Raw genomic sequence first — 26,776 nt, forward strand, 5'->3', positions numbered from 1 at the left:
GGCTGAGCGAAAATGCGAGAGATCAGGCACTGGCTCGACGGGCAGGCCGTGCCGGGCACCAGCGGCCGGCAGCTGCCGGTATGGGACCCGGCCACCGCAGAGCAGCAGGCGTACGTCGTCGCCGCCACCGCCGCGGAGACCGACGCCGCCGTGGCGAGCGCGCTCGCCGCCTACCCGGCCTGGCGGGCCGCGTCGCTGTCCCGCCGCGCCGAGGTCATGTTCCGCTTCCGTGAGCTCGTCGACGCCAACCGCAAGGAGATCGCGGCGCTGGTGAGCGCCGAGCACGGCAAGACCGTCGCCGACGCCGCCGGCGAGCTGGCCCGGGGCCTGGAGAACGTCGAGTTCGCCGCCGGCGCCCCGCACCTGCTCAAGGGCGGCTACAGCGAGCAGGCCAGCTCGGGCGTGGACGTGTACTCCATCCGCCAGCCGCTGGGCGTCGTCGCCGGCATCACGCCGTTCAACTTCCCGGCGATGGTGCCGATGTGGATGTTCTGCAACGCGCTCGTGTGCGGCAACACGTTCGTGCTCAAGCCCAGCGAGAAAGACCCGTCCGCCTCGCTGCTGCTGGCCGACCTGCTGCGCCAGGCCGGGCTGCCCGACGGCTGCTTCAACGTCGTGCAGGGCGACCGGGAGGCCGTCGAGCGGCTCATCGAGCACCCGGACGTCCAGGCGCTGAGCTTCGTCGGCTCGACCCCGATCGCGAAGGCGGTCTACGAGGCCGGCACCCGGGCCGGCAAGCGCGTCCAGGCGCTGGGCGGAGCCAAGAACCACATGGTCGTACTCCCCGATGCCGACATCGCCGCCGCCGCGGACGCGGCCGTCTCGGCGGGCTACGGCTCGGCGGGGGAGCGGTGCATGGCCGTCTCCGTCGTCGTCGCGGTGGGCGCGGTCGCCGACCCGCTCGTCGCCGCGATCAGCGAGCGCATCGGCCGGATCGCGGTCGGCCCGGCCACCGATCCGGCCGCCGAGATGGGCCCGCTCATCACCCGCGAGCACCGCGACCGCGTCGCCGGCTACCTCGCCGACCCCGGCGCGGCCGAGGTCGTCGTCGACGGCCGCGCGGCGCCGATCAGCCAGGGGCCGGGCTTCTTCCTCGGCGCGTCCCTCGTGGACAAGGTCTCGCCGGACTCGGCGCTGTACAAGGACGAGATCTTCGGGCCCGTCCTGTCGGTCGTGCGGGCGGAGTCCTACGACGAGGCCGTCAAGCTCGTCAACGACAACGAGTACGGCAACGGCACCGCGATCTTCACCCGCGACGGCGGCGCCGCGCGCCAGTTCCAGTACGACGTGATCTGTGGCATGGTCGGCGTCAACGTCCCGGTGCCGGTCCCGGTCGCCTACTACAGCTTCGGCGGCTGGAAGTCCTCGCTCTTCGGGGATCTGCACATGTACGGCCCCGAAGGCATCCAGTTCTACACGCGCGGCAAGGTCGTCACCTCGCGCTGGCCGGACCCGGCCACCTCCGAGGTCGACCTGGGCTTTCCGAAGGTGCGGTGACGAGATGGACGTCGGGGTGGTGCTGCAGTGCGACCCGCCCGCACTGGGCGTGGTCGAGCTCGCCAAGCGGGCCGAGGCGGCCGGCTTCAGCCACGTGTGGACGTTCGACTCCCACGTGCTGTGGCAGGAGCCGTTCGTCATCTACAGCAAGATTCTCGCCGACACCGAGCGGGTCGTCGTCGGACCGATGGTCACCAATCCGGGCACCCGGGACTGGACGGTCACCGCGTCGCTGTTCGCCACCCTCAACGAGATGTACGGCAACCGCACCGTCTGCGGCATCGGCCGCGGCGACTCCGCGGTGCGCGTGCTGGGCGCCCGCCCGACCACGCTCGCCGAGCTGCGGGAGTGTGTGCAGGTCATCCGCGAGCTCGGCAACGGCCGCCCGGTCCGCCTGCGCGACCGGGATCTGCAGTTCGCGTGGGCGCCCGGCAGCCGGCTCGAGGTCTGGGTCGCGGCCTACGGGCCCAAGGCGCTCGCGCTGGCCGGGGAGGTCGGCGACGGGTACATCCTGCAGCTGGCCGACCCCGACATCGCCGCCTGGATGATCAAGGCGGTCCGGGACGCGGCCGAGAAGGCCGGCCGCGACCCGGCGGCCATCAAGTTCTGCGTCGCGGCTCCGGCCTATGTGGGCGATGACCTCGCTCATCAGCGGGAGCAGACCCGGTGGTTCGGCGGCATGGTGGGCAACCATGTCGCCGACATCGTGGCCCGCTACGGCGCCGACGGCGCCGTGCCCACGGTCCTCACCGACTACATCAAGGGCCGCAAGGGCTACGACTACGCCGAGCACGGCCGGGCCGGCAACCCGCACACCGACTTCGTCCCGGACGAGATCGTCGACCGGTTCTGCATCCTCGGCCCGGTCGAGCGGCACCTCGAGCGCCTCGCCGAGCTCAAGGACCTCGGCGTGGACCAGTTCGCCCTGTACCTGCAGCACGACGCGAAGGAGTCCACGCTCGCCGCCTACGGCGAGCGTGTCATCCCGGTCGTCTCATGAGAAGAACGCCGGCTGCCCTCGCCGGGTCGCCGTCTTCGTAGCCCTCTCGGAGGGCTACGAAGACGGTCGGCGACGACGAGGGCACGGCTGTCTTCGGGGTGCGCATCCTCCCGCGCGCGCCGACGACCTCTCCATGCCGCATCTGTACACCGTGTTGCAGCGCCTGGCCCGCCCGGAGCTCACGGGCGGGCGGCCGATCTGGCGCGTGGTCCTCGACGCGTGCCTGTTCATCCTCGGCCTGTGCGTCGCCGCGAACGGAACGCGGCACCGCACCTCGGCCCGCGCACGGTCGGCGGCATGCGATCGTCTCGGCTCATCGCCCCGCGCGCCCTTGGAGGTGGTCGACAGTTGACGCGACTCCGGTATATCGCGGCACCAAATAGTGGCGTATTATGTGTCGCATGATAGCGGCGGAAAGCCAGCCGACCGATGACAACGACCGGCAGACCCAACTCCTTCGCGGTGCGCTGGACATGTGCCTACTGGCACTGCTCGCACGCGAACCCGCCCACGGCTACGAGCTGGTTCGGCGGATGGAAGCAGCCGGCTTCGGCGCGATCAGCTACGGCACCATCTATCCACTGCTCACCCGGATGCGTCGCCTCGGCCTTGTCGCTGACGAACAGCAGGTGAGCCCTACCGGTCCACCCCGCAAGGTCTACGCACTGACCGGTCGCGGCCGTATCCACCTGGATGCCTGGCAGAAACAGTGGACCCGCTTCGCCGACACCGTTGGCGCCATCCTCACCGCGCCCGGCCGCAACCCTACGAGGAGTTGACCGTGGATACCATCGACAGCGTCCTCGCCGAGGCCGACCGTGCCTGGCGCGCATACGGGGTCGGCTCGGCTGATCGGGCGGCATTCGCCACCGATCTGCGCCTCGACCTGCAAGCTGCGGCCGCGGACGGGTGCGACCCAGTGCAGTTGCTTGGTGGTGACGTAGCCGGCTTCGCCCGACGGCTCGCCGACGAGGCCGGTGTCCTGCGCGTGCGCCGGGACTACGGCCGTCTTCTCGGCACCGCACTGATCGGTGCGGCACTCGGTGGTCTCCTCGGTTACGGCTTCCTGATCGCGGTATACCCGCTGTTCGTACGCATGATGGATATCCCCCGGTCGATCCAGATACCGATCCAGATCGGCGTCGCGGTCTACTACGGCGTGCCGGCCGCCGTGGTCGTCGTAGCGGGAGTCGCCGCGGTTCGGCTCCGGCTGCGCGACCTGCCCCGGATCCGCAGAACAGCGCGGATGATGAGCCTGCTGATGCCGGCCGCCGGCATTCTCGTCACGCCGGTCACCATGGCATTCGCCTGGTCCACCGGCTACAGCACCGCTGCGGAAGTGGTGGTCGCGGAGGTCGCCATTGTGCTGGCCGCACTTGCCGGCGCCACGGTCCTGGCCCGTCGCTTGTCGCTCCGCGACCACCAAGGGGCGTCCGGCACCGCTCCCACGGACGCCACGAAAATCAAACCCGCCTGACCTACGAGCCCATCCTGTCCCTTACCACCGAGGACTTCGGAAATCCGTCAATCCAGGTCGGACAGGTCCAGCACGAAGCGATACCGGACGTCGCCGTTGCTCAGCCGGGTGAGTGCCTCGCCCACGCGCGCGGAGGGCACGACCTCGACGTCGGCGACGATCCCGCGCGCGGCGCAGAATTCCAGCAGCTCGGCCGTGCGCGTCCGGCCGCCGGTGCCCGACGAGGTGAGCTTCTTGCGCCCCATGAGGAGGTCCATCGCGTTCACGGGGATCGCGGGCGCGAGGAAGCCGAGCAGGCACAGCGTCCCGTCGAGATCGAGCAACCGCAGCAGCGGCGAAAGCTCGTGCGGCGCCGAAATGGTGTCCAGCACCAGGTCGAACCGCTCCTTCGCCGCCTCGGTGGGCTCGACGAGGTCGACGGCTCCCAGCGCGCGGGCGTCGGCGGCCTTCCCCGGCGTGCGGCTGAGCACCGTGACCTCCGCCCCCAGGGCCGCGGCCAGCTTCACCGCCAGGTGCCCCAGCCCGCCCAGCCCCGCCACCGCGACGCGGCTCCCGGGCCCGACGCCGGCCGCGCGCAGCGGCTCCCACACCGTGATCCCGGCGCACATCAGCGGCGCCGCGGCCGCCGGGTCCAGCCCGTCCGGCAGTGGATAGGCGAAGGCCTCGCGGAGCACATACTCGCGGCTGTACCCGCCCAGCGTCCGCGACCCGTCGACCCGATCGGTGCCGTTGTACGTGAGCGTCGGAAACTCGGCGCAGTAGTTCTCCTGCCCGGCCCGGCACATCGGGCACGATCCGCACGAGTCGATGATCGTCCCGACCGCCACCCGGCCGCCGATCGCGAACCGCGCCGCCGAGGGCCCCGCGGCGACGACGGTGCCGGTGAACTCGTGGCCGGGGACCAGGCCGCCGCCGCCCTGGGGTGCGTGGTTGATCGCGTGCAGGTCGCTGTGGCAGACGCCGCAGTAGTCGATCCGCACCGCGATGTCGTCCTCTCGCAGGTCGCGGCGCTCGATCGGCACCCTCGCCAGCGCGGTCGCGCCGCTGCCGCTCCGCGTGGTGCCGTCGCCGCTTCGCGTGGTGCTGTCGCCGCTTTGCGCGGTGCCGTCGCCGCTCTGCCAAGCCGTGGTCGTGCGCATGTTCGGGCCTCCTCGCCTTCGGGCCTCCTCGCCTTCGGGTCTTCCCGGCTTCGGGGTCTTCCCGCCAGACAGACTATTCGGTCTGTTTTCAGCCTCGCACAGCTAGCGGCCCGTTGGCAAACCAACCGGTCTGTCTGTTACCGTGATCTCGTGCCTGAGCTGCCGTCGACCGCCCGGGGCGCCGCGACGAGCCGCCGAATCCTGGACGCGGCGGCGGAGGAGTTCGCCGAGCGCGGCATCGCGGGCGCCCGGATCGAGCGCGTGATCCACGCCGCTCGCACCAACAAGGCCCAACTCTACGGCTACTTCGGGAGCAAGGACGGCCTGTTCGACGCGGTCGTGGCGGACTCGGTGGACCGGCTCACGGCCGCGGTGCCGTTCGATGCCGGGGACCTGGCGGGGTGGGCGGTTGGGCTCTACGACGCGTATCTGCGCCGGCCGGACCTGGTCCGGTTGACGACCTGGATCCGCCTGGAGCGCCGCCCGACGGGCACGCTGTTCGAGACCGCCGACCACGTGCGCAAGATCGCCGAGATCGCTGAGGCCCAGGCCGCGGGCCGGCTGCGCCCCGGCGACCCGTACGACCTGCTGACCATGGTCATCGCCATGTCCTGCGCCTGGTCCCCGGCCAGCAGCATCTACACCGCGACCCCGGACGAGCCGGACGAGGTCCACGCCCGCCGCCGCGCCTTCCTGCACGACTGCGTATCTCGGGCCGTGACGGCGCCGGCTTGAGGTGGTTGGTGTAGACGCGCGCTTGCTCGGCGGGCATGACTGGTTCGGAAGATCATCGAGGTTCGTACGCCGTGTTGATCGTTCCCGAAGTGTGCCGTGCCCGCAACGCCGATCGCATCATTGCCGGCCGCACTGGCCGGGCTCCGCCCGCCGGAGTTGACCGCCGGTCTGCCCGCAGCCCTGGCCGCGGTGCCTGATCCACGCGCCCGGCGGGGGCATCCGCCATCACCTGACCGTGGTGCTCGCGGCGGCTGTCCGCGCGGTCGGGGCCGGCTACCGCTCCGACACCGCGATCGGGATCTGGCTCGCCGCAAGGATCCCCGCGCCGGCACCCGGGTCCGGACCAGCAATCGCCGTGGACGGCGGCCCGGCCCGCCGCGAGGTCGCCGTCACCGTCGCAAGACCCTGCGCGGCTCGCGCACCCGCGACAGCGCCGCCCGGTACGTTCTCGCAGCCGCCGATCAGCACACCGGCATCGTCCTGGCCGGCACCGCCCACGACACCAGGGACCCCGGCACAACCCACACGCCACCGCGGGCCTCGAAAGCACCGGCAACAGGCGCCCTGCCTGCATCTCCCCGCCCGCCGTGCACCCGCGGCGCGGCAGGTCCAGGGGTGAGGCGCCCGCCGCGACGAGGCGTGATCTTGACCAATTGCCGGACTCTCTTACGCAGGTGTCCTGGGTCGACGCAGGGTGTTGACGTCGGTGACGGAAGTGATCGCCTGGAAGCCGACCGCGGCCCGGGATTCGATGAGTGAGGCGACCTGGCCGTAGAGCGCGTCCAGGACCGCGAGAATGGCGAGCTGGCTGGTCATTCCCTTGATCCGGAAGCCGAGCTCGGGCGCACCCGATATCAGGGCATAGTCACACGTCGCGGCGAGGGGGGCGTTGTGAAAGCTGGTCATGGCCACGGTCGTGGCCCCGCCCTCGCGCGCCATCTCCGCGGCTTCGAGGGTGGGCCGCATCGTTCCCGTCCGGCTGATCGCGATGCAGACGTCCTCGCGGCTGAGCTGCCGGGCCTGCACCTGCTGCAGCCACACGTCTTCGGGGGCGAACGCGTGCAGGCCGATGGTGGTGAGGCGGCCGGCCGCGTCGGCCGCGGGGGTCCGCGAGGTCCCCACTGCGACGAACAGTATCCGCCGGGCGTGGGCCACCGCGTCGGCGACGGCCTCGAACGCGTCGTTGTCGACGGTCGAAATCGCGTCGATCAGTGATTGAGCGGCGCCGCGAAGGACTTTTTCCAGGATGCCGCCGCCTCGGTCGTTGCCGGTGGTGAAGTCGTCGGCGGCGAGCCCCTGACTGAAGCGGACTCCCTCGGTGCGGGCGAGGTCGCGGGCCAGCACGATCTTCAGATCGGGGAACCCGTCGAAGCCGAGGTCCCGGCATGCGCGGACGACCGAGCTGGCCGAGGCGTCGGCGGCTTCGGCGAGGTCGGCCACCCGCGCCGACACGACCCAGTTCGGCTGCCGCACGATGATGTCGGCGACCCTTCGCGCCACCCCCCGCAGTTCCGGGGCGGCAGACCTGATCCTCGCCAGCGCCTCGGCGGGCGATGAGACCTCATCAATCAAGTGCTGGGCACCCCCTGACGCAACCCTCTCGGCTCCGGCAAGACAGTACACCATGCCCAAGCGATAGAGGAATTCTGTTCTACGCAGACAGCATCTAGTCACGCGTGGCGGTATCAGGGGCCGACTTTGTGCAGGTCATAGCGATTTGGCATCAGATTCTGCCTGTCTGTCTATGTGGCGGAATCTAGTTGCGTCCGTTCATCTGAAGGCAACGTCGCCGCAACCGTGGCTGCTTAGCGTCGACGCCGCACCGGTCAGTTGCCGAGCCCACACAGGAAGGTCCGCCGTTGACCGCAACGTCACGCACCGCCCGCCCGGACACGACATCCGCGACGTCGTGGCATCAGGCGGCCGTCTATCGCGAACTCGGTGTCCGCCCGGTCATCCACGCCGGCGGGACGACGACCATGTTCGGCGGGTCCAGGCCGCCGGCGTTCGTCTGGAACGCCATGGCCGAGGCGTCGGCGAACTTCGTGCACATCCCGGAGCTCAACCGGGCGGTCGGGAAGTACATCGCCACCGTGACCGGCGCGGAGGCGGGCATGGTCACCGCCGGCGCCGCGAGCGGGATCGTGCTCGCTGTGGCCGCGGCGATGACCGGGGCGGCACCCGCCAAGGTGCGGCAGCTTCCCGACGCCACGGGCCTGCGGTCCCGCGTCGTCATCCAGAAGGCCCACCGTGGGCGCTTCACCTACCTCGCGAGGTACACGGGAGCCGAGTTCACCGAGGTCGGCAACATCAACGAGTGTTACGACTTCGAGGTCGAGAGCGCCCTCGACCAGCACGCGGCGGCGGTGCTGTATCTGCTCGGGCCCGGCCAGCGCCAGGTCGGGCCGACGCTCGCCGAGACGGCACAGATCGCCCGGCGCGCGGGGGTACCACTGATCGTGGACGCGGCCGGGATGCTGCCGCCCAAACGGAACTTGACGCGCTTCATCGCCGAGGGCGCCGACCTGGTGATCTTCGGCGGCGGAAAGTTCCTGCGGGGTCCGCAGAACTCCGGGCTGCTGTTCGGGCGCGGTGATCTGGTCGAGGCGGCGCTGGCGCACTCCGGCCCGAACTACGGCATCGGACGCCCCCACAAGATGTCCCGCGAGACGATCGTGGGCGTCTACGAGGCCCTCAAGGCCTACGTCGCCAGTGACGAAGACGAGATGCTGGCCGCCTGCCGCGGGCGGGCAGACCTGATCCAGGCCGGCATCGGTGAGATCCCCGGCGTCGAGGTCGCGGTCCGGCACGACGACTTCGAGTTCTTCGTCCCCACGGTCGTCGTGAGCTTGACCGCGGCGTGGACCGGCCCGGAGGTCGGCGAGATCGCGCGACGGCTGCTCGCCGGGGAGCCCGGCGTCTTCCTCTACCACGATCGTCAGTTCCGCCGGCTCACCGCCAACCCCACCTCGCTGCAGGAGGGCGAGGCCGAAATCGTCGGCCGGCGGCTGCGCGCCGAGCTCATCGGCGCCCGGCACGGGATCGGCCCGCAGTGACGGCCGCGGCCCACGTGTCCGAGGCCCCGGTGTCGAGCCCGCCCCAGGCGGATCAGACAGCGGCGTTCGAATGCCGAGCCGTCTCCAAGCGGTACCCCGGCGGGGCGCTCGCGCTCGACGACATCACGTTACGCGGCGAACCCGGGCAGGTCGTGGTGCTGGTGGGGCCGTCGGGCTGCGGCAAGACCACGCTGCTGCGCTGCCTCGCCGGGCTCGACTCGGTCAGCTCGGGGGAGATCTACCTCCAGGGCCGGGATGCGGCCGGAGTCCAGCCGCATCTGCGCGGGGTGGCGATGGTGTTCCAGAACTATGCGCTGTATCCCAACAAGACGGTCGCGCAGAACATCGCCTTCCCGTTGCGCATGAGCCGGGTACCCAGGAAGGAACGCGACGCGCGAACCCGGGAGATCGCCGAGATCCTCAAGATCGGGCATCTGCTCGACCGCCGCCCGCGCCAGCTCTCGGGCGGCCAGAAACAGCGCGTCGGCATCGGCCGTGCCCTGGTGCGGCGCCCGGCGATCGTCGCGATGGACGAACCGCTGTCCAACCTCGACGCGCAGCTGAGGGTCGAGATGAGGGCGGAGATCCGGGCGCTGCAGCAGCGTCTCGGCATGACGGTCGTGTACGTGACACACGACCAGACCGAAGCGCTCAGCCTCGCCGACCGCATCGTGGTGATGAACGGCGGTGCGATCGAACAGGCCGGAGCACCCGAGGAGGCTTTCACTGCGCCGGCGACGCCATTCGTGGCCGGCTTCCTCGGCGCGATGAACCTCATGTCCGGCACGGTTGCCGCCGATACGTTTCGCCTGACCGGGGCGGCGGGCGACGCGATCACATTGCCGCGCTGGATCTCCGCGCCGGACGCCCGGAAGGCGGTCGCGACGATCGGCGTCAGGCCCGAGCACCTGGTCGTCGGGGAGCCGCCGGCAGACCGGTGGTCGGTCTCCGGCCACCTCGTGTCCAGCGAACTTCTCGGCACCGAGCGCCTCGTCGCGGTGCGCATCGGGCACCACGGCGAGCAGATCCTGAGGATCCGTGTGCCAGCCGATCAGCCGCTGTCCGCCGAGGTGCGCGTGTGGGCCCGCGACGAGCACCTGCACGCCTTCGACGCCGCCGGGAAACGGCTGTGAGCCGCGCCGTCGCCGCACCGGCCGGCTCGGGCCGGGCCGGGCGAGTGATCGGCCTGCCCCGGATACGCGGCACGGACGAGGTCATCGGGTGGGTCCTGTGCGCACCGGCCGCGGTCCTGCTGGGGCTGTTCCTGATCGTCCCGCTGGTCGCGGTCAGCGTTCTGGCCTTCTTCGGCTGGGACCCGCTCACGCAGACCGGTCACGCGGTCGGCTTCGCCAACTTCTCCCGGATCCTCGCCAGCCCCGACCTGCGTTCCGCGGTGCTGCGCACGCTCGAGTACACCGTCTTGACCGTTCCGGTGACGGTGGTGCTGGGCCTCGCGATCGCCGTGGGCATCAACAACGTCCGGCACGGGGCGATGGTGTGGCGCACGGTGTTCTTCCTGCCGGTCGCCTCCACGTTGGCCGCGACGTCGGTCGCGTGGCGCTTCATGTTCTATCCGCAGACCGGCCTCGTCGACCAGACCGTCGGCCGGGTGCTGCCGGTTGAGGGCTGGCTGCAGTCGACGGACCTGGCCGTCGTCGCGGTCTCGATCGTCGGAATCTGGCAGGCTCTGGGCACCACCGTCGTCATCTTTCTCGCCGGCCTGTCGGGGGTTCCCCGGCACCTCCACGACGCGGCCGCGCTCGACGGGGCGACGTCGTGGTCGCGGTTCTGGCACGTCACCTGGCCCGCGCTCGGCCCGGCCACCGTCCTCGCGCTGGTCATCGACACCCGGGACTCGCTACGGGTCTTCGACCAGGTGCAGGTGATGACCGAGGGAGGGCCGCTCGGGTCCACCACCACGCTGTCCTACCTGCTGTGGCAGCGGGGCATTCACTACAACGACCTCGGCGGCGGCGCCGTCATCGACCTCGTCATCCTGCTCGTCGTCTTCGCGTTCATCGGGATACAACTCAAGATGGTCGGCCGGCGGCTCAACGACGGAGCGGCGCGATGACCGGACGAACCGCACGCGCCGGCGCGGTGTTGCGCCAGGTCGCGCTCCACGTCGTGCTGGCCGCGGCGGGCTTCGTGGTGCTGCTGCCGTTCTTGATCATGCTCCGTACGGCCGTCACGCCCGACGAGGCGATCTTCCGCGGCACGCTCGGTCTGCACGGGCTGACGACGAGTCACTTCGTGGACGCCTGGCACGGGGCGCCGTGGCCGCAGTACTACTGGAACGGCCTGCTCGCGGTGACGGGAATCTACATCGGACAGATCCTCACCTGCCTGCCGGCCGGATACGCCCTGGCCCGCCTGCGCTTCCGCGGCTCCGCCACCGCCACCTGGGTCATCGTCGCGTGTCTGGCCATTCCGGCCCAGATCATCGCCCTGCCGGTCTTTCTCATGATTTCGCGCGTCGGCTGGCTCGACACGCTGCAAGCGCTGATCCTGCCGTTTGCGACGTCCGCGTTCGGGATCTTCGTGTTCCGGCAGTTCATCCTCACGATTCCACAGGCGTTGTTCGACGCCGCCCGGCTCGACGGCGTCGGACCGTTCGCGGTCGTGTGGCGCGTGGTGCTGCCGAACGTCCGGCCGGCCCTCGCCGCGTTCGGCGTCCTCAGCGTGATGGGGCACTGGAACGACCTGTTCTGGCCCTCCGTCGTCCTGCGTACCGAGCGTTCGGCGACCGTCCCTTACGGCATCGTCGACTTCGCCGCCGGCGAGGGCGGCGCCGACTACGGAACGCAGATGGCCGCCGCGGCCATCGCGGCGATCCCGCTCGTCATCGCCCTGTGCTTCGTCCAGCGTCAATTCGTCCACGGTCTCGCGCCATCCGCGACGGCCGACTGAAATCGGAGCTACCGTGCATATCACAGATCACGCAATCGAGCGCATCAGCCGCCGCGGCTTTCTCGCACTCACCGGAGGCGTCGCCGCCGCCGGGGTCCTGTCCGCCTGCGGCGGCCCGGAATCCAGTCAGAACACCGGCGGGGCGGGATTCGCGAGCCTCGACGCCGTCCGGGCCGCGGCCAAGGGGCAGACGGTGTCGATCGTGTATCCCAACAACCCCGGCTTCGACAGCACCCTCAAGCAGGTGCTCGGCCCGGCGTTCACCGCCGACACCGGGGTGACGGTGCAGTTCGTCGGGCTTCCGTCGAACAGCTACGACGATGTCACGCAACGGATTCAGACCGACCTGACTGCGGGGCAGGGCGACGATCTGGCGCTCATCGGCCTGCAGAACGTTCGCACCTATGCCGACGCGAAACTGGCCCTGCCGCTCGATTCTTTTCTGGCGCTGAGTCCCGACTACGGCGGCCAGTTGTACCCCAGCCTCCTGACGCTGGGGAAGCGAGGCGACACGACGTACGCGATCCCGTTCTGCGCCTCGGTCCTGATCATGTACTACAACGCGGATCAGTTCAGCAAGGCCGGGCTCGACCCCGCGAACCCGCCGAGCACCTTCTCCGAAGTCCGCGCCGCCGCGGCCAAGCTCGTCGACTCCCGGGTCGCGCGATACGGCGCCGTCACACCGTACGACTCGGAGACCATCTGGCCGCACCAGACATTCCTGTCCTCGGCCGGCGGCTCGTTCATGAGCCCGGACGAGCGGACCATCACGTTCGACTCCGACAAGGCCATCGCCAACCTCGACTTCTGGGCGCAGCTGGCCAAGGACGGTTACTCGGCGCCGTTGGCGGCCGCCGATGCCCAGAAGGCGTTCCTGAGCGGTGAGCTGGCCATGTTCATCACCAGCAGCGCCCAGGTCGTGTCGAACAAGAAGGGCGCATCGTTCGCCCTGAAGACCGCCAAGACCCCGATCCCCGACGGTGGCACCCTGCGCACCCCGGCGGCCGGCGCCGGAATCGTCGTGCTCACCAAGGACAGCGCCAAGCAGGCCGCCGCCTGGCAGGTCATCCAGGCGCTCACCGGCAAGGCCGGCTCCACCGCGCAGACCATGGCCAGCGGCTACCTGCCGGTCAACAAGGCCGCGGCCGAGGACCCGTCCGGGCTGGGCGAATTCCTGAACAAGGACCCGCTGCGCGCTGCCGCGGCGAGCGAGGTGCCGGCCATCGTTTCGTGGTACCAGTTCCCCGGAGCGCACACCGCCGAGATCAGCAAAGCCCTCCAGGACGCCGTGCTCGCCGCGACCAGCGGCAAGAAGACGGCCGCGGCCGCACTCCACGATGCCGCGAACCAAGCCAGGTCACTGCTTCCGCAGTAACGACTCGCAGTGAGGACCACGCCATGGGAGATCGCAACGTTCTGCTCATTCTCGCCGATCAGCACACGCCGCGCGTGTTGGGTGCCTATGGAAACCGCCAGGTGTGCACGCCCAACCTCGACGCGCTGAGCCGCGACGGGCTCCGATTCGACGCGGCGTACTGCAACTCACCGCTGTGCGCACCGTCCCGCGCCAGTCTGGTCACCGGCCGGTACGTCCACCAGCTGGCCACCTGGGACAACGCGGCACCCTACACCGGCGCTGAGGCATCGAGCTGGGGTGCCTTGGCGACACGGCACGGGGTGGAGGTCACGACGATCGGCAAACTCCACTTCCGCAACACCGAGGACCCCACCGGATTCCCCGATCAGCGACTCGCGATGCATGTCGCCAACGGCACGGGAGATCCCTATCCACTGCTGCGTGGTCGCATGCGCACCAACCCCAGCGAACGCGCGGCCCTGCTCGCCGCCGGGCCGGGAGACTGCCCCTACGACCGGTACGACGCGGACATCGCCGCCGAGGCCGTGCGGTACCTCACGCACGAGGCATCGGCGGACCGGCCGTGGTTGCTCACCGTCTCCTTTCTGCGGCCCCACGACCCGTATGTCGTGCCGCCGCGGTACTGGGAGCAGTACGCCGGCGAGGCGCTCCCGCTGCCCCCGGCCTGGGCAGCGGATTCGTGGCCTCGCCATCCCGGCTACGAGCTGCGGCGACGGCTCACCGACACGGAGACGGGATTGACCGAGCAGGAGATACGCCGGGTCCTGCACGCGTACTACGCCCTGGTCACCGAGACCGATGATCACGTCGGTCAGGTCCTCGACGCGCTCGCACGCCGCGCCGACGCGGGCACGACGACGGTCATCTACACGGCCGACCACGGCGACATGCTGGGAGCGCACGGACTCTGGACCAAGATGACGATGTACGAGGACAGCGTCCGCGTGCCACTGATCGTCGCCCGGCCGGGGAGTGCGGCCGGAGTGGTCGATGCGCCGGTTTCGCTCGTCGATCTCTATCCCACGATTCGCGACCTCCTCGACCTGCCGCGGGCCGCCGAGGACGCCGACCTGCCCGGGCAGAGCCTGCTCGCCGCGGACGACACCCCGGTCTTCGCCGAGCTGCACGCCTCCTACGCGCCCTCGGCCGTGTACATGCTGCGAACGGCCCGTCACAAGCTGATCCACCACGTGGGCGCGCCCCCGCAGTTGTTCGATCTCGACCACGACCCCGACGAACTCGACGACCTGGCCGACCGGCCCGAGCACGCCACGACCCTGGCCGAGCTCACCGCCCGCCTCGAGCGGATCGTCGATCCGGCCGGCACCGACCGGGCGGCCAAACAGAGCCAGCAGACCCGCATCGACCGTGCCGGTGGTGCGGCGGCCCTGGCGGCCCGCGGCATCGGCGTCCACTTCACCCCGGTGCCATGACCGGCGAGCGTTGGGCGGCCGCGAGCGATCTGGTGATCCGGGCCGGCGGGTACGCCGTGCTGGTCGTCGACCGTGACGGCCGGACCGTGTTCGCCCGGTACGCGTCCGGTTTCGGCCCGGCCACGGCCGTGGACATCGCCTCGGCCCAGAAAGGCGTCGTGTCCCTGCTGCTCGCCCGCTCGCTGACCCGGCACCGGCTCGCCCGCACCACCGCCGTCTCGGACATCCTCCGCCCCGGCTGGTCCAGGGCACCGCGGCACCCCGAGCAGGACATCACGCTCGCGCACCTGCTCGGCATGACCAGCGGACTCACCGAGACCCTCGAGCCCGCGAGCCCGGCCGGGCGCGCCTGGGCCTACAGCAACGCGAGCATCCACCTGCTCAAGCACGTCCTCACCACCCTGCACGGCACGGATCTGGACACGCTCAGCCACGAACTGCTGTTCGCCGAACTGGGCGTCGGTGCTCGCTGGCTGCCGCGCCGGACCCTCGACGGCGCAGGAATCGTGACCGGGCCACTCGGCGGGCCCGTCTACGCGCTCGTCGCGTCCGCCGGCGACCTGGCCCGAACCGGGCACCATCTGCTCACCACGTCGCCGCACCCGCCCGCGCTCGGCGACGCCGCGGGCCCGCCGAGGCCCAACCCGGCCTGGCGGGACGGCTGGTGGCTCGCCCGCGGCGCACCGCACCAACTACCCGACAACACATGGCACGATCGACCACTCGTCGGCTCCGCGCCGCAAGACGCCTATCTCGCGATCGGAGCCGGGCTCAACCGGATCTGGGTGCTTCCCGGTAGCGGACTGGCCATGGCCTGGCTCGGCCCCAGAACCGGCAACCTGGCCATGCCCGAACTCGCCACGGTGGACGAGCCCTTCTTCGCCACCGTCACCCTGGAACGGAAACGTCATGCAGCTGGATAATCTTCGCGACACCCACGGGATCACACTCGCCGTCTTCGATCTGGCCGGCACCACAATCGACGAGGGCGGCACCGTTTACCGCGTGCTCGCCGAGACGGTCAGGGCGACCGGCGCAACCGTGACCCGGGCCGACATCGCCAGCATGACGGGCATGGACAAGCGGGAGGCGATTCGCCTGCTCCTGCCGGACGCCGGGGCACACGAACCGGTGTACCGACGCTTTCGCGACGACCTGGAAGCCGCGTATCGCAGTTCGCCGCCGCGACCGTTCCCCGGCGTCGAAGCCCTGTTCGACCGGCTGCACCGGGCAGGCATCGCCGTCGCACTCACGACCGGATTCGATCGAGAGGTCACGGAGTTCGTCCTGAACCCGCTCGGCTGGGGCCCAGACCTCGTCGACTCCGTCATCTGCAGCACCGACGTGCCCCAGGGACGCCCCGCACCGTACATGATCTTCCGGGCGATGGAACGCACCTCGACACCGTCGGTGCGGCAGGTGCTGGCCGTCGGTGACACCGTCGCCGACCTGCGGGCCGGCACGAACGCGGGCGCGGCACTGGTCGTCGGCGTGCTCACCGGCGCGGACTCCAGAGAGCAACTCGAACAGGTCCCCCACAGCGCCATCGTCCGCTCGCTGGCCGAGATCGGGGCGTGGATGGCTGCACAACGGGCACCCGCGAGCTAGCCCGTGTGGCCGGTCAGGCCGACAACCGCGACGACCGTCCCGCCGTCCAACTGGCGTCGCGACGACAGGGCGTGCGGGGTCGCGGGCCGCAGCGGCAGCCGCTCGTACCGCGCCGCGATGCCCGGCCGGTGGGCGAGCACGATCGGGCCGGTCGCGGTGCCGATGTAGCCGTCGTCGCCGTCGATGAGGCTCAGCCAGGCCGACCTGCCTGGCGTTCGTCGACGTGCTGGCGCAGATCGACGAGCTCGTGCCCGAGCGCGGCGCGAGCTACCGGCGCGCGGGCGGGTACACCTGGATGTGGCTCGGCTCCAGCGACGTCATCTGCGCGCTGCTCGGCGACCGGCTCAAGGGCGCCGGGGCCGCGCACCCGGACTGGCCGCTGGTGTGGGCCGACCCGCTGACCCGGCGGGCCGGCCCGCACCTGAGCGACGCGGACCAGGGCAAGATCCCCCGGGTCGGCGGCGACGCGGTCACCGGGCTGTCCGGGCAGCCCGACCCGGACTGGGTCCGGATGCGCGACGGCTACTACGTCTCCCGCGCCTGGCTGACCGCCCGCAACCGGGAGGCGGTGCGGGACTACGACGACTGCGAGGCTCAGACGGCGTAGGCGTCCGCCGCGTCCAGGGCGTCGTCGATCGCGTCGATGCCCGCCAGGAGGTCCTCCTCGGAGATGATCAGCGGCGGCACGACGTGCACCCGGTTGAAGTGGGTGAAGGGCCACACGCCGCGGGCCTTGCAGGCGGCGATGACCTCCGCCATCGGCTTCGCGGCGGGGCCGGAGGCGTTGTAGGGCACGAGCATCTCGCGGGTCTCCTGGTCGCGGACCAGCTCGATCGCCCAGAACAGGCCGAGGCCGCGCACGTCGCCGACCGACGGGTGCCGGGAGCGCAGCTTCTCCAGACGCGGGCGGACGACCCGCTCGCCGAGGTCGCGCACGCGCTCGGGAATCGCCTCCTCGCGCATGACCTCGATGGTCGCGACCGCGGCGGCGCAGGCGAGGGGGTGCCCGGAGTACGTCAGGCCGCCGGGGAAGGGACGCTCGGCGAACGTCTCGTAGACGCGCGGGCCGAGGATGACGCCGCCCAGGGGTACGTATCCCGAGTTGACGCCCTTCGCGAACGTGACGAGGTCGGGGACCACGCCCCAGTGGTCGACCGCGAACCACTCGCCGCAGCGGCCGAAGCCGCTCATCACCTCGTCGGCGATGAGCAGCACGCCGTGGCGGTCGCACAGCTCGCGGACGCCGGCCAGGTAGCCCGGCGGGGGCACGAGGATGCCGTTGGTGCCGACCACCGACTCGAGGATCACCGCCGCGATCGTCTGCGGGCCCTCCAGCGTGAAGACCTCCTCGAGGTGGGCCAGGGCGCGCTCGGTCTCCTGCTCCTCGCTCGTGGCGTGGAAGGGGGAGCGGTACGGATACGGCCCGAAGAACCGCACCACCCCGGGCATCGCCGGCTCGTTGGCCCAGCGGCGCGGGTCGCCGGTGAGCGTGATCGATCCGGTGGTGGCGCCGTGGTAGGAGCGGTATGCGGCCAGGATCTTGTGCCGGCCGGTGGTGCCGCGGGCCATGCGGACGGCGTGCTCGTTGGCCTCCGTGCCGCCGTTGGTGAAGAACACGTGCTGCAGGTCGCCGGGCGCGGCCTCGGCGATGAGCCGGGCGGCCTCGCTGCGCGCCGCGTTGCCGAACGTCGGGGCGATCGTGCACAGCTTCGCGGCCTGCTCCTGGATCGCGGCCACGACCTTCGGATGCTGGTGGCCGAGGTTCAGGTTGACCAGCTGGGAGGCGAAGTCCAGATACCGCGTGCCGGACTCGTCCCAGAACGTGGCGCCCAGCCCGCCCTCGACCACCACCGGGTCGAGCATCCGCTGGGCGGACCAGGAGTGGAAGACGTGCGCGCGGTCGTCGTTGTACGCATCGGTGCGTTGTCCGGTCATGAGCTGACGCTAATGGCACACATCCAGCCGTACAATATCCACTCTGTTTCAGATTGTTACCCGACGTATCCTGTCGGCATGCGGATCACCTCGGTGACGGAACTGGAGGAGCTGCTCGGGTCGCCGATGCCCCGGGCCGTGAGCAAGGAACGCGACCGCCTGTGCCAGACCGACCGCGACTGGCTGGCCCTGTCCCCGTTCGTCCTCGTCGGCACCGCGGACACCGACGGCAACTGCGACGTCTCACCCAAGGGCGACCCGCCCGGCTTCACCCACGTCATCGACGAGCGCACGATCGCCGTGCCCGAGCGCCCCGGCAACCGCCGAGCCGACGGCTTCCACAACATCCTCGCCAACCCGCACGTGGGCCTCATCTTTCTCGTACCCGGCCGGCGCGAGACCCTGCGCATCAACGGCCGGGCGCGGCTGCTGAGCGACGCGCCGTGGTTCGACGAGCTCGTCGTGGAGGGCCACCGCCCGATCCTGGCGATGGTGGTCGACATCGACACGATCTTCTTCCACTGCCAGAAGGCGTTCATGCGCTCGAAGCTGTGGAAGCCCGAGACCTGGACCCCGGACGAGCTGCCGTCGCACGCGAAGCTGGTCAAGAGCGTCCAGGACACCCCGGAGACGGTCGAGGAGCTCGAGGAGTACTACGCCGAGGCCAGCTACCGCCGGGGCCTCTACGCCTGATGCTCCGCAGTCGTGACGGGCGAGCGTTGCGCAGCGGCCCGTAGGGGTTGCAAACGGGTGTTAAACCCACTGTGCCGGCCGGTCGTGGCGGACAGAATGGCCGTATGAAGCCGTGGCCGTTCGTGCGCCGGGGGCTGCTCGGCGTCGGCCGGGTGGCGCTCGTCGGCATTCTGTCGATTCCGATCCACATCGTGCTGATCGTCCTCACGGTGCTGTCGTTCGCGAGCACCCTGCTCGGTGTCGGGCTGGTGCTGGTGCCGCTGGTGCAGCTGCTCGTGCGCGCCTACACCGACCTGCGCCGGCGGATCGCCCGGTGGAGCGGCGTGGACATCCCCCGGCCCTACCGGCCGCGGCCGGAGGGCGCGTTCATCGGCTCGACGCAGCGGTGGCTGTGGCTGGTGCGTGACCCCGCGACCTGGCGGGACCTGCTGTGGCTGGTCGGCGGCGCGCCCATCGGGGCCGGGCTGGGACTCTTCTCGGCGATGTCGCTGCTGTACGGCGTGGAGGGCCTCCTGCTCGTCCCGGTCATCGAGGACCTGCTCGCCAGCGACGGTGAAGGCTACGGCGTGGTGTGGCCGATGACCGAGTTCGGCTACCTGACCGTGCTGCCGCAGGCCGCGCTGATCACGGCGGGCGCGCTCTACGTCGGGCCGCTGCTGCTGTGGGCGCTGGCGCGCTACGACCTGAGCCTGCTCCAGCCGACCCGCGCGGCGGCCCTGGAGCGCCGGGTCGACCGGCTCACGCAGACGCGCTCCGAGGTCGTCGACGCGCAGGCGGCCGAGCTGCGGCGCATCGAGCGCGACCTGCACGACGGCGCGCAGGCGCGGATCGTGGCGCTGGGCATGAGCCTGGGCATGGCCGAGGACCTCGTCGCCCGCGACCCGGCCGCGGCCCAGCAGCTCATCGCCGAGGCGCGCGAGGCCAGCGGCCTGGCCCTGGCCGAGCTGCGGCAGCTGGTGCGGGGCATCCACCCGCCGGTGCTGGCCGAGCGAGGGCTGCTCGGCGGGCTGCGGGCGCTCGCGCTGACCCTGCCGCTGCCGGTGAGCGTCGACGGGGAGCTGCCGGGGCGGCCGCCGGCGCCGGTCGAGTCCGCCGCGTACTTCGCCGCCGTCGAGGCCCTCGCGAACACGGTCAAGCACAGCGGCGCCACGGCCGCCTGGGTATCGTTGTCGTACCTCGGGGGAGCCCTCTACCTCAGCGTCGGCGACGACGGCGTAGGCGGCGCGACGCCCAACGCCGGTTCGGGGCTGGCGGGCGTCCAGCGCCGGCTGGCGGCGTTCGACGGCGCGTTGGGCATCGACAGCCCGCCCGGGGGCCCGACCGTGCTGACCATGGAGCTGCCGTGCGTGTTGTCATCGCCGAAGACCTCGCCCTCCTCCGCGACGGGCTGATAAGACTCCTCGGGGCTTATGGCTTCGAGGTCGTCGGGGCGGTCGACAACGGCGCCGACCTGCGCGAGGCGCTGCTCAGCCATCGCCCCGACGTCGCCGTCGTCGACGTGCGGCTGCCGCCGAGCTTCACCGACGAGGGGCTGCGCGCCGCGATCGCCGCCCGCGCCGAGGTCCCCGGGCTGCCGGTGCTGGTGCTCTCCCAGCACGTCGAGCAGCTCTACGCGCGCGAGCTGCTCTCCGACCGCCGTGGCGGGGTCGGTTACCTGCTCAAGGACCGGGTCTCCACGGTGGCGGAGTTCGTCGACGCCGTGCGCCGCGTCGCCGCCGGCGGCACCGCGATGGACCCGGAGGTCGTCTCGCAGCTGCTGGCCCGCAACGCCGGCGTCCCGACCCGCGCGCTGACCCCGCGCGAGCGCGAGGTGCTGGCGCTGATGGCCGAGGGCCGTTCCAACGCCGCGATCGCCGGCCGCCTGTTCGTCACCGACAAGGCGATCGGCAAGCACATCAACAATATCTTCAACAAGCTGGGCCTGCCCCAGTCCGAGGACGACAACCGCCGCGTCCTGGCCGTCCTGGCGTTCCTCAACGCATGAACCACGCGGAACTGACGAAGCGTCTCCGCGCGGCCGGCTGCGTGTTCGCCGAGGAAGAGGCCGACCGGCTGCTCGCGGCCGCCCCGGACACCGAAGCGCTGGAGTCGATGGTCGCGCGCCGCACCGCCGGCGTCCCGCTGGAGCACGTCCTCGGCTTCGCGGACTTCGCGGGTGTACGCCTTGAGATCGCCGAGGGCGTCTTCGTCCCCCGGCACCGCACGGAGCTGCTGACGACGACGGCCCGCGCCCTGCTGCACGACGGCGCCACGGTCCTGGACCTCTGCTGCGGCACCGGCGCCCTCGGCCTGGTCGCCGTGCGCGGCTTCGCGGGGGTGCGCCTGGTGGCGACCGACATCGATCCGCGGGCCGTCGACTGCGCCCGCCGGAACCTCTCGGCCGTCACCGATGAGGTCTTCGCGGGCGATCTCTTCTCGGCCGTACCACCCGAGCTGCGCGGCACCGTCGACGTCCTGCTCGCCAACGTCCCCTACGTCCCGACCGCCGAGATCGCCCGCCTCCCCGAGGAGTTCCGCGTCCACGAGGCCCGCGCCGCGCTCGACGGCGGCACCGACGGCCTCGACGTGCTGCGTCGCGTCGCCGCCGAGGCCCCGCACTGGCTCGCCCCCGGCGGTGCTCTGCTCACCGAGGCGGCCACCGAGCAGCTCGGCGCCGCCCACGCGGCCCTGCGCGCGGGCGGGCTGGACCCGCGCACGGTCACCGACGAGGAGACCGAGACCAACGTCGTGGTCGCCTCACGCCCCTGAGCCGCCGGGGACGACGAGGCCGTGCTCGTACGCGGCGACGACCGCCTGCGTGCGGTCACGCAGCCCGAGCTTGGCCAGCATCCGGCTCACGTGGGTCTTCACCGTCTCCTCGCTCACCACCAGGCGGGCGGCGATCTCAGGGTTGGACAGCCCGGCCGCGACCAGCCGCAGCACCTCCGTCTCCCGCGGCGTCAGCGCGTCGAACGCGGGCGAGGGCCGCCGCGCCGCCGGCCGCAGCCGCGCGAACTCGGCGATGAGCCGCCGCGTCACCGTCGGGGCGAGCAGCGCCTCCCCGGCCGCGACGATCCGCACCGCGTCGAAGAGCCGCTCGGCGGTCACGTCCTTGAGCAGGAACCCGCTCGCCCCGGCGCTCAGCGCGTCGTACACGTGCTCGTCCAGGTCGAACGTGGTCAGCATCAGCACCCGCGGCGGGCTCACCGCCGCCTCGGCGAGGATCCGCCGGGTCGCCTCGATCCCGTCCAGCCCCGGCATCCGCACGTCCATGAGCACCAGGCCCGGCGCCGCCGCCCGGCACACCCGCACCGCCTCGGCCCCGTCGGCCGCGGTGCCGACCACGCTCAGGTCGGGCTGGGTGTCCAGCAGCGCCGCGAACGCGTTGCGCACCAGCTCGTGGTCGTCGGCGACGACGATCCGCACGGTCACGTCTCACCGCCGCGCAGCGCAAGGCCGGCCTCGACCACGAACCCGCCGGCCGGCCCCGGCCCGGCCCGCAGCGTCCCGCCGAGCATCGCCGCCCGTTCCCGCATCCCGGTCAGCCCGTGCCCGTGCCCGGGCCGGGCCCCGTCGCCGCCGGGCCCGTTGTCGCGGACCCGCACCCGCAGCCCGCCGGCCGCGTAGTGCAGCTCGACGTCGACGGCGGCGCCGGGCGCGTGCCGGCGGGCGTTGGTCAGGGCCTCCTGCACGATCCGGTACGCCGTCAGCTCCACCCCCGCCGAAAGCGGTCCCACCGCCCCGCGCACGATCAGCCGGGTGCTCGCCCCCGACAGCGCCCGGGCCTCGTCGATGAGCTCGTTGAGCTGCTGCAGCCCCGGCTGCGGCCGCCGGTTCGGGGCCTGGGCCGGCCCGTCGGCGGCGTCCTCGCGCAGCACCCCGAGCAGCCGGCGCATCTCGGTCAGCGCCGTGCGGGCCGTGTCGCCGATCGCGCGCAGCCGCTCGGCGCCCGCGGCCGGCAGCCCGGGCGTGGTGAGCCGGGCCGCCTCGGCCTGCACGGCGATCATCGACACGTGGTGCGCCACGACGTCGTGCAGCTCGCGGGCGATCCGGGCCCGCTCGCCCCGGGCGGTGTGATCCAGCAGCGTGTCGGCGAGGCGCCGGTCGTCGCGGTCGCGGCGGGCGGCCTCGGCCCGGGCCCGGTGCAGGGCGCCGAACGCGACCGCGCCGCCGGTGAGCAGCAGCAGGGTGACCGCGAACGTCCGGCCGCGCTCGCCGCCGCCCGCATACCCGCCGGCGGGTTCGGGGTTCGCGCTCGCCGGCGTGGCGGTGCCGTGGCCCAGGGCGTCGGCGGCCGGGGCGACCGGGAACAGCGCCAGGGCCGCGAACGGCACCACCAGCGCGACCGCCCGGCCGCGGGCCGCGCGCAGGCCGAGGAGCAGGTAGGCGCCGGCCAGCGCGGCGACGCCCGAGGCCGGGGGCAGGCCGCCGCCGAGGAGGCAGGCCAGCGCCGCGGCGGCGATCGCGGCCGCGGCGACGGTGGGCAGCATGCGGTACAGCGCCAGGGGCAGCGTCATCGCGAGCCCCAGCAGCGTGGCGGGCGCGTCGCTGAGCCGGACGGCGAGCAGCGCCAGGACGGCGGCGGCCCCGAGCGGCCACGAGCGCGCCGCGACCACCCGCCGGCCCGTCGCCGCCGCCCATCCGATCACGCGCTGCACACAGCTATTGTCGGCGCTGCCCGTCCGCCGCGCCTCCCCCATGACGACGCCCCGCGCGTAGCTCGTGCGAGGGACGCCGGGTCCGCTCCCGCGCGTGACGATCCGGGGCCGGGCGAGCCCTAACGTCGAGGCCATGCAACCATCCATCGAGGTGTCGGCGGTGCGCAAGCGGTACCGCTCGGTGATCGCGGTCGACCGCCTCACCTTCACCGTGCGCCCGGGCGAGGTGACCGGCTTCGTCGGCCCCAACGGCGCGGGCAAGTCGACGACCATGCGACTGATCCTCGGCCTGGACGCCCCCGACGAGGGATTCGCGCACGTCAACGGGGTGCCGTACCGTGCGCTGCGCCGCCCCCTCACGCACGTCGGCGCGCTGCTGGACGCGGCCGCCGTGCACCCCGGCCGCTCCGCCCGCGACCACCTGCTCTGGCTCGCCCACAGCAACCGTATCCCGCGCCGGCGCGTCACGGAGGTCCTGGGCCTGGCCGGCCTCGACTCCGCCGCCCGCCGCAGCGCCGGCGGGTTCTCCCTCGGCATGCGCCAGCGGCTCGGCATCGCCGCCGCGCTGCTCGGTGACCCGGCCGTGCTGCTGCTCGACGAGCCGGTCAACGGCCTGGACCCCGAGGGCATCGTGTGGATCCGCGGCCTGCTGCGGTCCCTGGCCGCGCAGGGCCGGGTCGTGCTCGTCTCCAGCCACCTCATGAGCGAGCTGGAGGGTACCGCCGACCACCTGCTCGTCGTCGGCCGCGGCCGGCTCCTGGCGGACCTGCCGGTCGCCGAGCTCATCGAGCGCGCCTCCCGCGACCGCGTCCACGTGCGCACCGAGGACCGCACGGCGGCGATGACCGCGCTCGCGGGCGCCGGCGCCACCGTCGCCGCGCTCGGCGCCGACCTGCTCGCCGTCGACGCCCTGCCCGCCGCCCGGGTCTCCGCCGTGCTGTCCGCGGCCGGCGTGGCGTTCTCGGAGCTGGGGCGGCACCGGGCCAGCCTGGAGGAGGCCTACATGGAGCTGACCCGCGACGAGACCGAGTTCAGTGCCGGGTCCGCCGCCGGGAGCACGTCATGACCGCCGCCCTGCTCGCGGAGTGGACGAAGCTGCGCACCGTGCGGCGGTGGGTGCTGACCCTCGCGCTCGCGGCCGGGCTCATCGCCGGGTTCGGGCCGCTCGCCGCGTCCAGTGGTGGCACGGACGCCAACGAGCACCCCAACTTCGTCGTCGGGCCGCAGGGGGAGCCGGTGACCGACGAGTTCGAGTTCGTGCACCGGCCGCTGCCCGGCGACGGGTCGCTCACCGTGCGGGTCGCCACCCAGGCCGGTGGCGCGCCGGGCGCCATGGCGGGGATCGTCGTCAAGGCCGGGCTGGGGGCGGGGTCGGCCTACGTTTCGCTGTACGCCACCCCGCGCGACGGCGTCCGCCTCTCCCACGACTACCGGCCGGCCGCCCGGGGCAGCTCGCGCACGGCCCCGGTCTGGCTGCGGCTGACCCGGGCCGGCGACACGATCACCGGCGAGGAGTCCGCCGACGGGCGGAGCTGGGCCCGGGTCGGGGCCGTCCGCGCGCCGGGGCTGACCGGCCCGGTGCAGGCCGGGCCGTTCGTCGCCGCGCCGCCGATCATGGACGTCCAGCGGCGCCCGGGTGGCACGTCGGTGCAGGAGCGCCCGTCCACGAGCACGGCCACGTTCGACAACGTCTCCGCCACCGGGCAGTCCGGCGATTGGGCCGCGGACGCGGTCACCATGCCCCGGGAGAAGGACGAGCGGCCCGCCACCGGGGACCGCCGGCCGCCCGAGGGGGAGGGGGAGGGGGAGGGACGCAGGGGCTCGTTCGAGCAGCGCGACGGCGTCCTCACCGTCACCGGGCAGGGCGAGGTCGGGCCGAAGGCGCCGGACGACGATCCGGTCAGCATCGCGCTGTTCGGGGTCATCGCGGGGTTCATGGCGCTGGTCGCCGTCGGGGTGTTGTTCGTCACCGCGGAGTACCGCCGCGGCATGATCCGCACCACGTTCGCCGCGGACCCGGCCCGCGGGCGCACCCTCGCCGCGAAGGCGCTCGTCCTCGGCGCGGTGAGCTTCCTCGTGGCCCTCGCCGGCGGGGCGGCCGCGCTGCTGCTGGCCCGCGCCCCGCTGCAGCGGCAAGGGTTCGCGCCGCCGGCGTTTCCGCGCTACGGGCTCGGGGACTGGCCGGTGCTGCGGGCGCTGCTGCTCACCTCGGCGTTCCTGGCGCTGCTGGCCGTGTTCGCGATGGCGCTCGGCGCGATCGTGCGGCACAGCGCGACCGCGATCGCGGTGGCCATCGCCCTCGTGGTGCTGCCGGTCATCGCGGGCTCCGTGGCGCCGCTGGGCGTGGGGCGCTGGGTGATGCGGCTGACCCCGGCGGGCGGGCTGGCGACCTGGCGCGCCCGGCCGCCGACGGACCTGCTCAGCGACCCCACCGCGACGATCCAGCCGCTGGCGGGGCTGGCCGGCACCGCGGCGTACACCGGCTGCGCTCTGTTGCTGGCCTGGTGGCTGCTGCGCCGGCGGGACGTGTGAGCCCGGTGGGCGCGCTGCGGGCCGAGTGGACGAAGCTGCGGACCGTCGCCGGCACCTGGTGGCTGCTGGCGGCCGCGGTGGCCGGAACCGTGGGGCTCGGGGCGCTGATGACCGTGACGCTGGAGCGCCGGGACCGCGCGGCCGCCGACCTCGTGCAGCTCGGGCTGTACGGCGTGCGAGCCGGGCAGGTCGCCGTCGCGGTGCTCGCGGTCCTTTCGGTGACGAACGAGTACGGCACCGGGATGATCCGCGCCTGCGCCGCGGCCGTCCCGCGCCGCGCGCTGGGCCTGCTGGCCAAGCTGGCCGTGCTCGCCGCGACCGTCCTCGCCGTCGCGGTGCTCGCCGTCGCCGGTTCGCTGCTCGCCGCGCGGCAGGGGCTCGCGGGGGAGCCGGCGCGGCGGGCGGCGGCCGGATCGGTGCTGTACCTCGTGCTGGTCGCGCTGCTCGCCGCCGGCATCGCGGTCGTCGTCCGCGACACCGGCGCCGCGATCGCCACCGTGCTGGCTGTGCTGTTCGCGGGGCCGCTGCTGGCCACGATGGCCGCCGGGCCGCGCTGGCAGCACCGCCTGCACCGCTTCGGCCCGATGGACGCGGGCCTGGCCGTCCAGGTCACCAAGCCGATCCGGCCGCCCGACATCGGGCCGTGGGCGGGGCTCGGCGTGCTCGCCCTCTACGCGGCCGCCGCGGTGCTGCTCGCCCTGCTGCTCGTCGAGCGCCGGGACGTGTGAGGTCCGGGCCGCGTCTGC

28 protein-coding genes are annotated in these 26,776 nt (G+C 72.4%); 22 read left to right on the forward strand and 6 right to left on the reverse strand.

Annotation, left to right across the window (positions count from 1 at the left end; translation table 11 throughout):
• Nucleotides 1-12: 12 nt before the first annotated feature.
• The 5 genes from mmsA to ACQPY0_RS13570 all read left to right on the forward strand — a co-directional run bounded on the left by mmsA (nt 13) and on the right by ACQPY0_RS13570 (nt 3,974).
• Nucleotides 13-1,497 (forward strand): CoA-acylating methylmalonate-semialdehyde dehydrogenase, encoded by a 1,485-nt coding sequence (gene mmsA, locus ACQPY0_RS13550; RefSeq protein WP_432988519.1) that lies wholly within the window; start codon nt 13-15, stop codon nt 1,495-1,497.
• A gap of 4 nt (nt 1,498-1,501) precedes the next feature.
• A complete protein-coding gene (locus tag ACQPY0_RS13555; RefSeq protein ID WP_432988521.1) occupies nt 1,502-2,497 on the forward strand; it encodes a TIGR03842 family LLM class F420-dependent oxidoreductase in 996 nt (331 codons plus the stop codon).
• A 133-nt stretch (nt 2,498-2,630) separates the two neighbouring features.
• Nucleotides 2,631-2,849 carry a hypothetical protein gene (locus ACQPY0_RS13560; RefSeq protein ID WP_432988523.1) on the forward strand — a complete coding sequence of 73 codons (219 nt, stop codon included), beginning with the start codon at nt 2,631-2,633 and terminating at the stop codon, nt 2,847-2,849.
• 49 nt (nt 2,850-2,898) lie between these two features.
• Nucleotides 2,899-3,276 carry a PadR family transcriptional regulator gene (locus ACQPY0_RS13565; RefSeq protein ID WP_432988525.1) on the forward strand — a complete coding sequence of 126 codons (378 nt, stop codon included), beginning with the start codon at nt 2,899-2,901 and terminating at the stop codon, nt 3,274-3,276.
• Nucleotides 3,207-3,974: a hypothetical protein gene (locus tag ACQPY0_RS13570; RefSeq protein ID WP_432988527.1), complete on the forward strand. Its 768-nt coding sequence runs from the start codon at nt 3,207-3,209 to the stop codon at nt 3,972-3,974. Before ACQPY0_RS13565 ends, ACQPY0_RS13570 begins: the two co-directional genes overlap by 70 nt.
• Nucleotides 3,975-4,021: 47 nt before the next feature.
• Here ACQPY0_RS13570 and ACQPY0_RS13575 read toward each other — a convergent pair whose 3' ends face one another.
• A complete protein-coding gene (locus ACQPY0_RS13575; protein ID WP_432988529.1) occupies nt 4,022-5,113 on the reverse strand; it encodes an NAD(P)-dependent alcohol dehydrogenase in 1,092 nt (363 codons plus the stop codon).
• Nucleotides 5,114-5,263: 150 nt separating this feature from the next.
• Between ACQPY0_RS13575 and ACQPY0_RS13580 the strand changes: the two genes are divergently transcribed.
• Complete coding sequence (locus tag ACQPY0_RS13580; RefSeq protein WP_432988531.1) at nt 5,264-5,848, forward strand: TetR family transcriptional regulator; 585 nt, start codon at nt 5,264-5,266, stop codon at nt 5,846-5,848.
• A 666-nt stretch (nt 5,849-6,514) separates the two neighbouring features.
• Here ACQPY0_RS13580 and ACQPY0_RS13585 read toward each other — a convergent pair.
• On the reverse strand, nt 6,515-7,522 hold the full coding sequence (locus tag ACQPY0_RS13585) for a MurR/RpiR family transcriptional regulator (protein ID WP_432988533.1): 1,008 nt from the start codon (nt 7,520-7,522) through the stop codon (nt 6,515-6,517).
• A 185-nt stretch (nt 7,523-7,707) separates the two neighbouring features.
• Between ACQPY0_RS13585 and ACQPY0_RS13590 the strand changes: the two genes are divergently transcribed.
• From ACQPY0_RS13590 to ACQPY0_RS13625, 8 genes are read left to right on the forward strand one after another with little or no spacing between them, the layout of a single operon-like run.
• Entirely contained in the window at nt 7,708-8,904 is a 1,197-nt protein-coding gene (locus tag ACQPY0_RS13590; RefSeq protein ID WP_432988535.1) for a hypothetical protein, read from the forward strand.
• Nucleotides 8,901-10,037 carry an ABC transporter ATP-binding protein gene (locus ACQPY0_RS13595; RefSeq protein WP_432988537.1) on the forward strand — a complete coding sequence of 379 codons (1,137 nt, stop codon included), beginning with the start codon at nt 8,901-8,903 and terminating at the stop codon, nt 10,035-10,037. The genes ACQPY0_RS13590 and ACQPY0_RS13595 overlap by 4 nt, the downstream gene beginning before the upstream one ends.
• Nucleotides 10,034-10,978, forward strand: coding sequence for a carbohydrate ABC transporter permease (locus ACQPY0_RS13600; protein WP_432988539.1), 945 nt, complete (start codon nt 10,034-10,036; stop codon nt 10,976-10,978). The genes ACQPY0_RS13595 and ACQPY0_RS13600 overlap by 4 nt, the downstream gene beginning before the upstream one ends.
• A complete protein-coding gene (locus ACQPY0_RS13605) occupies nt 10,975-11,814 on the forward strand; it encodes a carbohydrate ABC transporter permease (protein WP_432988541.1) in 840 nt (279 codons plus the stop codon). Before ACQPY0_RS13600 ends, ACQPY0_RS13605 begins: the two co-directional genes overlap by 4 nt.
• A 13-nt stretch (nt 11,815-11,827) precedes the next feature.
• Nucleotides 11,828-13,189, forward strand: coding sequence for an extracellular solute-binding protein (locus ACQPY0_RS13610; RefSeq protein WP_432988543.1), 1,362 nt, complete (start codon nt 11,828-11,830; stop codon nt 13,187-13,189).
• 23 nt (nt 13,190-13,212) lie between these two features.
• Nucleotides 13,213-14,625 carry a sulfatase-like hydrolase/transferase gene (locus tag ACQPY0_RS13615; RefSeq protein ID WP_432988544.1) on the forward strand — a complete coding sequence of 471 codons (1,413 nt, stop codon included), beginning with the start codon at nt 13,213-13,215 and terminating at the stop codon, nt 14,623-14,625.
• Entirely contained in the window at nt 14,622-15,548 is a 927-nt protein-coding gene (locus ACQPY0_RS13620; RefSeq protein WP_432988546.1) for a serine hydrolase, read from the forward strand. Before ACQPY0_RS13615 ends, ACQPY0_RS13620 begins: the two co-directional genes overlap by 4 nt.
• The gene (locus ACQPY0_RS13625; protein ID WP_432988548.1) at nt 15,535-16,233 is read left to right on the forward strand and encodes a phosphonatase-like hydrolase; all 699 of its coding nucleotides are present in this window, start codon (nt 15,535-15,537) and stop codon (nt 16,231-16,233) included. Before ACQPY0_RS13620 ends, ACQPY0_RS13625 begins: the two co-directional genes overlap by 14 nt.
• On the opposite strand, the gene ACQPY0_RS13630 is transcribed toward ACQPY0_RS13625, so the two are convergent.
• A complete protein-coding gene (locus tag ACQPY0_RS13630) occupies nt 16,230-16,373 on the reverse strand; it encodes a hypothetical protein (RefSeq protein ID WP_432988550.1) in 144 nt (47 codons plus the stop codon). The genes ACQPY0_RS13625 and ACQPY0_RS13630 overlap by 4 nt on opposite strands.
• A gap of 83 nt (nt 16,374-16,456) precedes the next feature.
• Between ACQPY0_RS13630 and ACQPY0_RS13635 the strand changes: the two genes are divergently transcribed.
• Entirely contained in the window at nt 16,457-16,840 is a 384-nt protein-coding gene (locus ACQPY0_RS13635; protein WP_432988552.1) for a hypothetical protein, read from the forward strand.
• On the opposite strand, the gene ACQPY0_RS13640 is transcribed toward ACQPY0_RS13635, so the two are convergent.
• Nucleotides 16,828-18,168 (reverse strand): aspartate aminotransferase family protein, encoded by a 1,341-nt coding sequence (locus tag ACQPY0_RS13640; RefSeq protein WP_432988554.1) that lies wholly within the window; start codon nt 18,166-18,168, stop codon nt 16,828-16,830. The two genes, ACQPY0_RS13635 and ACQPY0_RS13640, sit on opposite strands and share 13 nt — an antisense overlap.
• A 78-nt stretch (nt 18,169-18,246) precedes the next feature.
• Between ACQPY0_RS13640 and ACQPY0_RS13645 the strand changes: the two genes are divergently transcribed.
• From ACQPY0_RS13645 to ACQPY0_RS13660, 4 genes are all read left to right on the forward strand, one after another.
• Nucleotides 18,247-18,861, forward strand: a complete 615-nt coding sequence (locus tag ACQPY0_RS13645) for a pyridoxamine 5'-phosphate oxidase family protein (RefSeq protein ID WP_432988556.1) — start codon at nt 18,247-18,249, stop codon at nt 18,859-18,861.
• A 104-nt stretch (nt 18,862-18,965) separates the two neighbouring features.
• Nucleotides 18,966-20,252, forward strand: a complete 1,287-nt coding sequence (locus tag ACQPY0_RS13650) for a sensor domain-containing protein (protein WP_432988558.1) — start codon at nt 18,966-18,968, stop codon at nt 20,250-20,252.
• Nucleotides 20,204-20,845, forward strand: coding sequence for a LuxR C-terminal-related transcriptional regulator (locus ACQPY0_RS13655; protein WP_432988560.1), 642 nt, complete (start codon nt 20,204-20,206; stop codon nt 20,843-20,845). Before ACQPY0_RS13650 ends, ACQPY0_RS13655 begins: the two co-directional genes overlap by 49 nt.
• Nucleotides 20,842-21,609 carry a putative protein N(5)-glutamine methyltransferase gene (locus ACQPY0_RS13660; protein WP_432988562.1) on the forward strand — a complete coding sequence of 256 codons (768 nt, stop codon included), beginning with the start codon at nt 20,842-20,844 and terminating at the stop codon, nt 21,607-21,609. Before ACQPY0_RS13655 ends, ACQPY0_RS13660 begins: the two co-directional genes overlap by 4 nt.
• Here ACQPY0_RS13660 and ACQPY0_RS13665 read toward each other — a convergent pair.
• Both ACQPY0_RS13665 and ACQPY0_RS13670 read right to left on the reverse strand, forming a co-directional pair.
• Nucleotides 21,598-22,272: a response regulator gene (locus tag ACQPY0_RS13665; RefSeq protein WP_432988564.1), complete on the reverse strand. Its 675-nt coding sequence runs from the start codon at nt 22,270-22,272 to the stop codon at nt 21,598-21,600. The two genes, ACQPY0_RS13660 and ACQPY0_RS13665, sit on opposite strands and share 12 nt — an antisense overlap.
• Complete coding sequence (locus tag ACQPY0_RS13670) at nt 22,269-23,633, reverse strand: sensor histidine kinase (RefSeq protein ID WP_432988566.1); 1,365 nt, start codon at nt 23,631-23,633, stop codon at nt 22,269-22,271. The genes ACQPY0_RS13665 and ACQPY0_RS13670 overlap by 4 nt, the downstream gene beginning before the upstream one ends.
• Here ACQPY0_RS13670 and ACQPY0_RS13675 point away from each other — a divergent pair.
• The 3 genes from ACQPY0_RS13675 to ACQPY0_RS13685 are packed head-to-tail and all read left to right on the forward strand — an operon-like array spanning nt 23,632 to nt 26,758.
• Nucleotides 23,632-24,564, forward strand: a complete 933-nt coding sequence (locus ACQPY0_RS13675; RefSeq protein WP_432988568.1) for an ABC transporter ATP-binding protein — start codon at nt 23,632-23,634, stop codon at nt 24,562-24,564. The genes ACQPY0_RS13670 and ACQPY0_RS13675 overlap by 2 nt on opposite strands.
• On the forward strand, nt 24,561-26,030 hold the full coding sequence (locus tag ACQPY0_RS13680; protein WP_432988570.1) for an ABC transporter permease subunit: 1,470 nt from the start codon (nt 24,561-24,563) through the stop codon (nt 26,028-26,030). Before ACQPY0_RS13675 ends, ACQPY0_RS13680 begins: the two co-directional genes overlap by 4 nt.
• 5 nt (nt 26,031-26,035) lie before the next feature.
• Nucleotides 26,036-26,758, forward strand: coding sequence for an ABC transporter permease (locus ACQPY0_RS13685; protein ID WP_432988572.1), 723 nt, complete (start codon nt 26,036-26,038; stop codon nt 26,756-26,758).
• Nucleotides 26,759-26,776 lie beyond the last annotated feature (18 nt).

This window comes from Dactylosporangium sp. CA-233914, from assembly GCF_050942935.1.
GTDB lineage: Bacteria > Actinomycetota > Actinomycetes > Mycobacteriales > Micromonosporaceae > Dactylosporangium.

Bases quoted from the DNA above. Each gene is read 5' to 3' on its own strand.
- mmsA (WP_432988519.1), top strand. From the start codon at position 13: ATGCGAGAGATCAGGCACTGGCTCGACGGGCAGGCCGTGCCGGGCACC.
- ACQPY0_RS13565 (WP_432988525.1), top strand. From the start codon at position 2,899: ATGATAGCGGCGGAAAGCCAGCCGACCGATGACAACGACCGGCAGACC.
- ACQPY0_RS13675 (WP_432988568.1), top strand. From the start codon at position 23,632: ATGCAACCATCCATCGAGGTGTCGGCGGTGCGCAAGCGGTACCGCTCG.
- ACQPY0_RS13605 (WP_432988541.1), top strand. From the start codon at position 10,975: ATGACCGGACGAACCGCACGCGCCGGCGCGGTGTTGCGCCAGGTCGCG.
- ACQPY0_RS13620 (WP_432988546.1), top strand. From the start codon at position 14,622: ATGACCGGCGAGCGTTGGGCGGCCGCGAGCGATCTGGTGATCCGGGCC.
- ACQPY0_RS13615 (WP_432988544.1), top strand. From the start codon at position 13,213: ATGGGAGATCGCAACGTTCTGCTCATTCTCGCCGATCAGCACACGCCG.
- ACQPY0_RS13560 (WP_432988523.1), top strand. From the start codon at position 2,631: ATGCCGCATCTGTACACCGTGTTGCAGCGCCTGGCCCGCCCGGAGCTC.
- ACQPY0_RS13575 (WP_432988529.1), bottom strand. From the start codon at position 5,113: ATGCGCACGACCACGGCTTGGCAGAGCGGCGACGGCACCGCGCAAAGC.
- ACQPY0_RS13650 (WP_432988558.1), top strand. From the start codon at position 18,966: ATGAAGCCGTGGCCGTTCGTGCGCCGGGGGCTGCTCGGCGTCGGCCGG.
- ACQPY0_RS13680 (WP_432988570.1), top strand. From the start codon at position 24,561: ATGACCGCCGCCCTGCTCGCGGAGTGGACGAAGCTGCGCACCGTGCGG.
- ACQPY0_RS13555 (WP_432988521.1), top strand. From the start codon at position 1,502: ATGGACGTCGGGGTGGTGCTGCAGTGCGACCCGCCCGCACTGGGCGTG.
- ACQPY0_RS13625 (WP_432988548.1), top strand. From the start codon at position 15,535: ATGCAGCTGGATAATCTTCGCGACACCCACGGGATCACACTCGCCGTC.
- ACQPY0_RS13660 (WP_432988562.1), top strand. From the start codon at position 20,842: ATGAACCACGCGGAACTGACGAAGCGTCTCCGCGCGGCCGGCTGCGTG.
- ACQPY0_RS13645 (WP_432988556.1), top strand. From the start codon at position 18,247: ATGCGGATCACCTCGGTGACGGAACTGGAGGAGCTGCTCGGGTCGCCG.
- ACQPY0_RS13670 (WP_432988566.1), bottom strand. From the start codon at position 23,633: ATGGCCTCGACGTTAGGGCTCGCCCGGCCCCGGATCGTCACGCGCGGG.
- ACQPY0_RS13640 (WP_432988554.1), bottom strand. From the start codon at position 18,168: ATGACCGGACAACGCACCGATGCGTACAACGACGACCGCGCGCACGTC.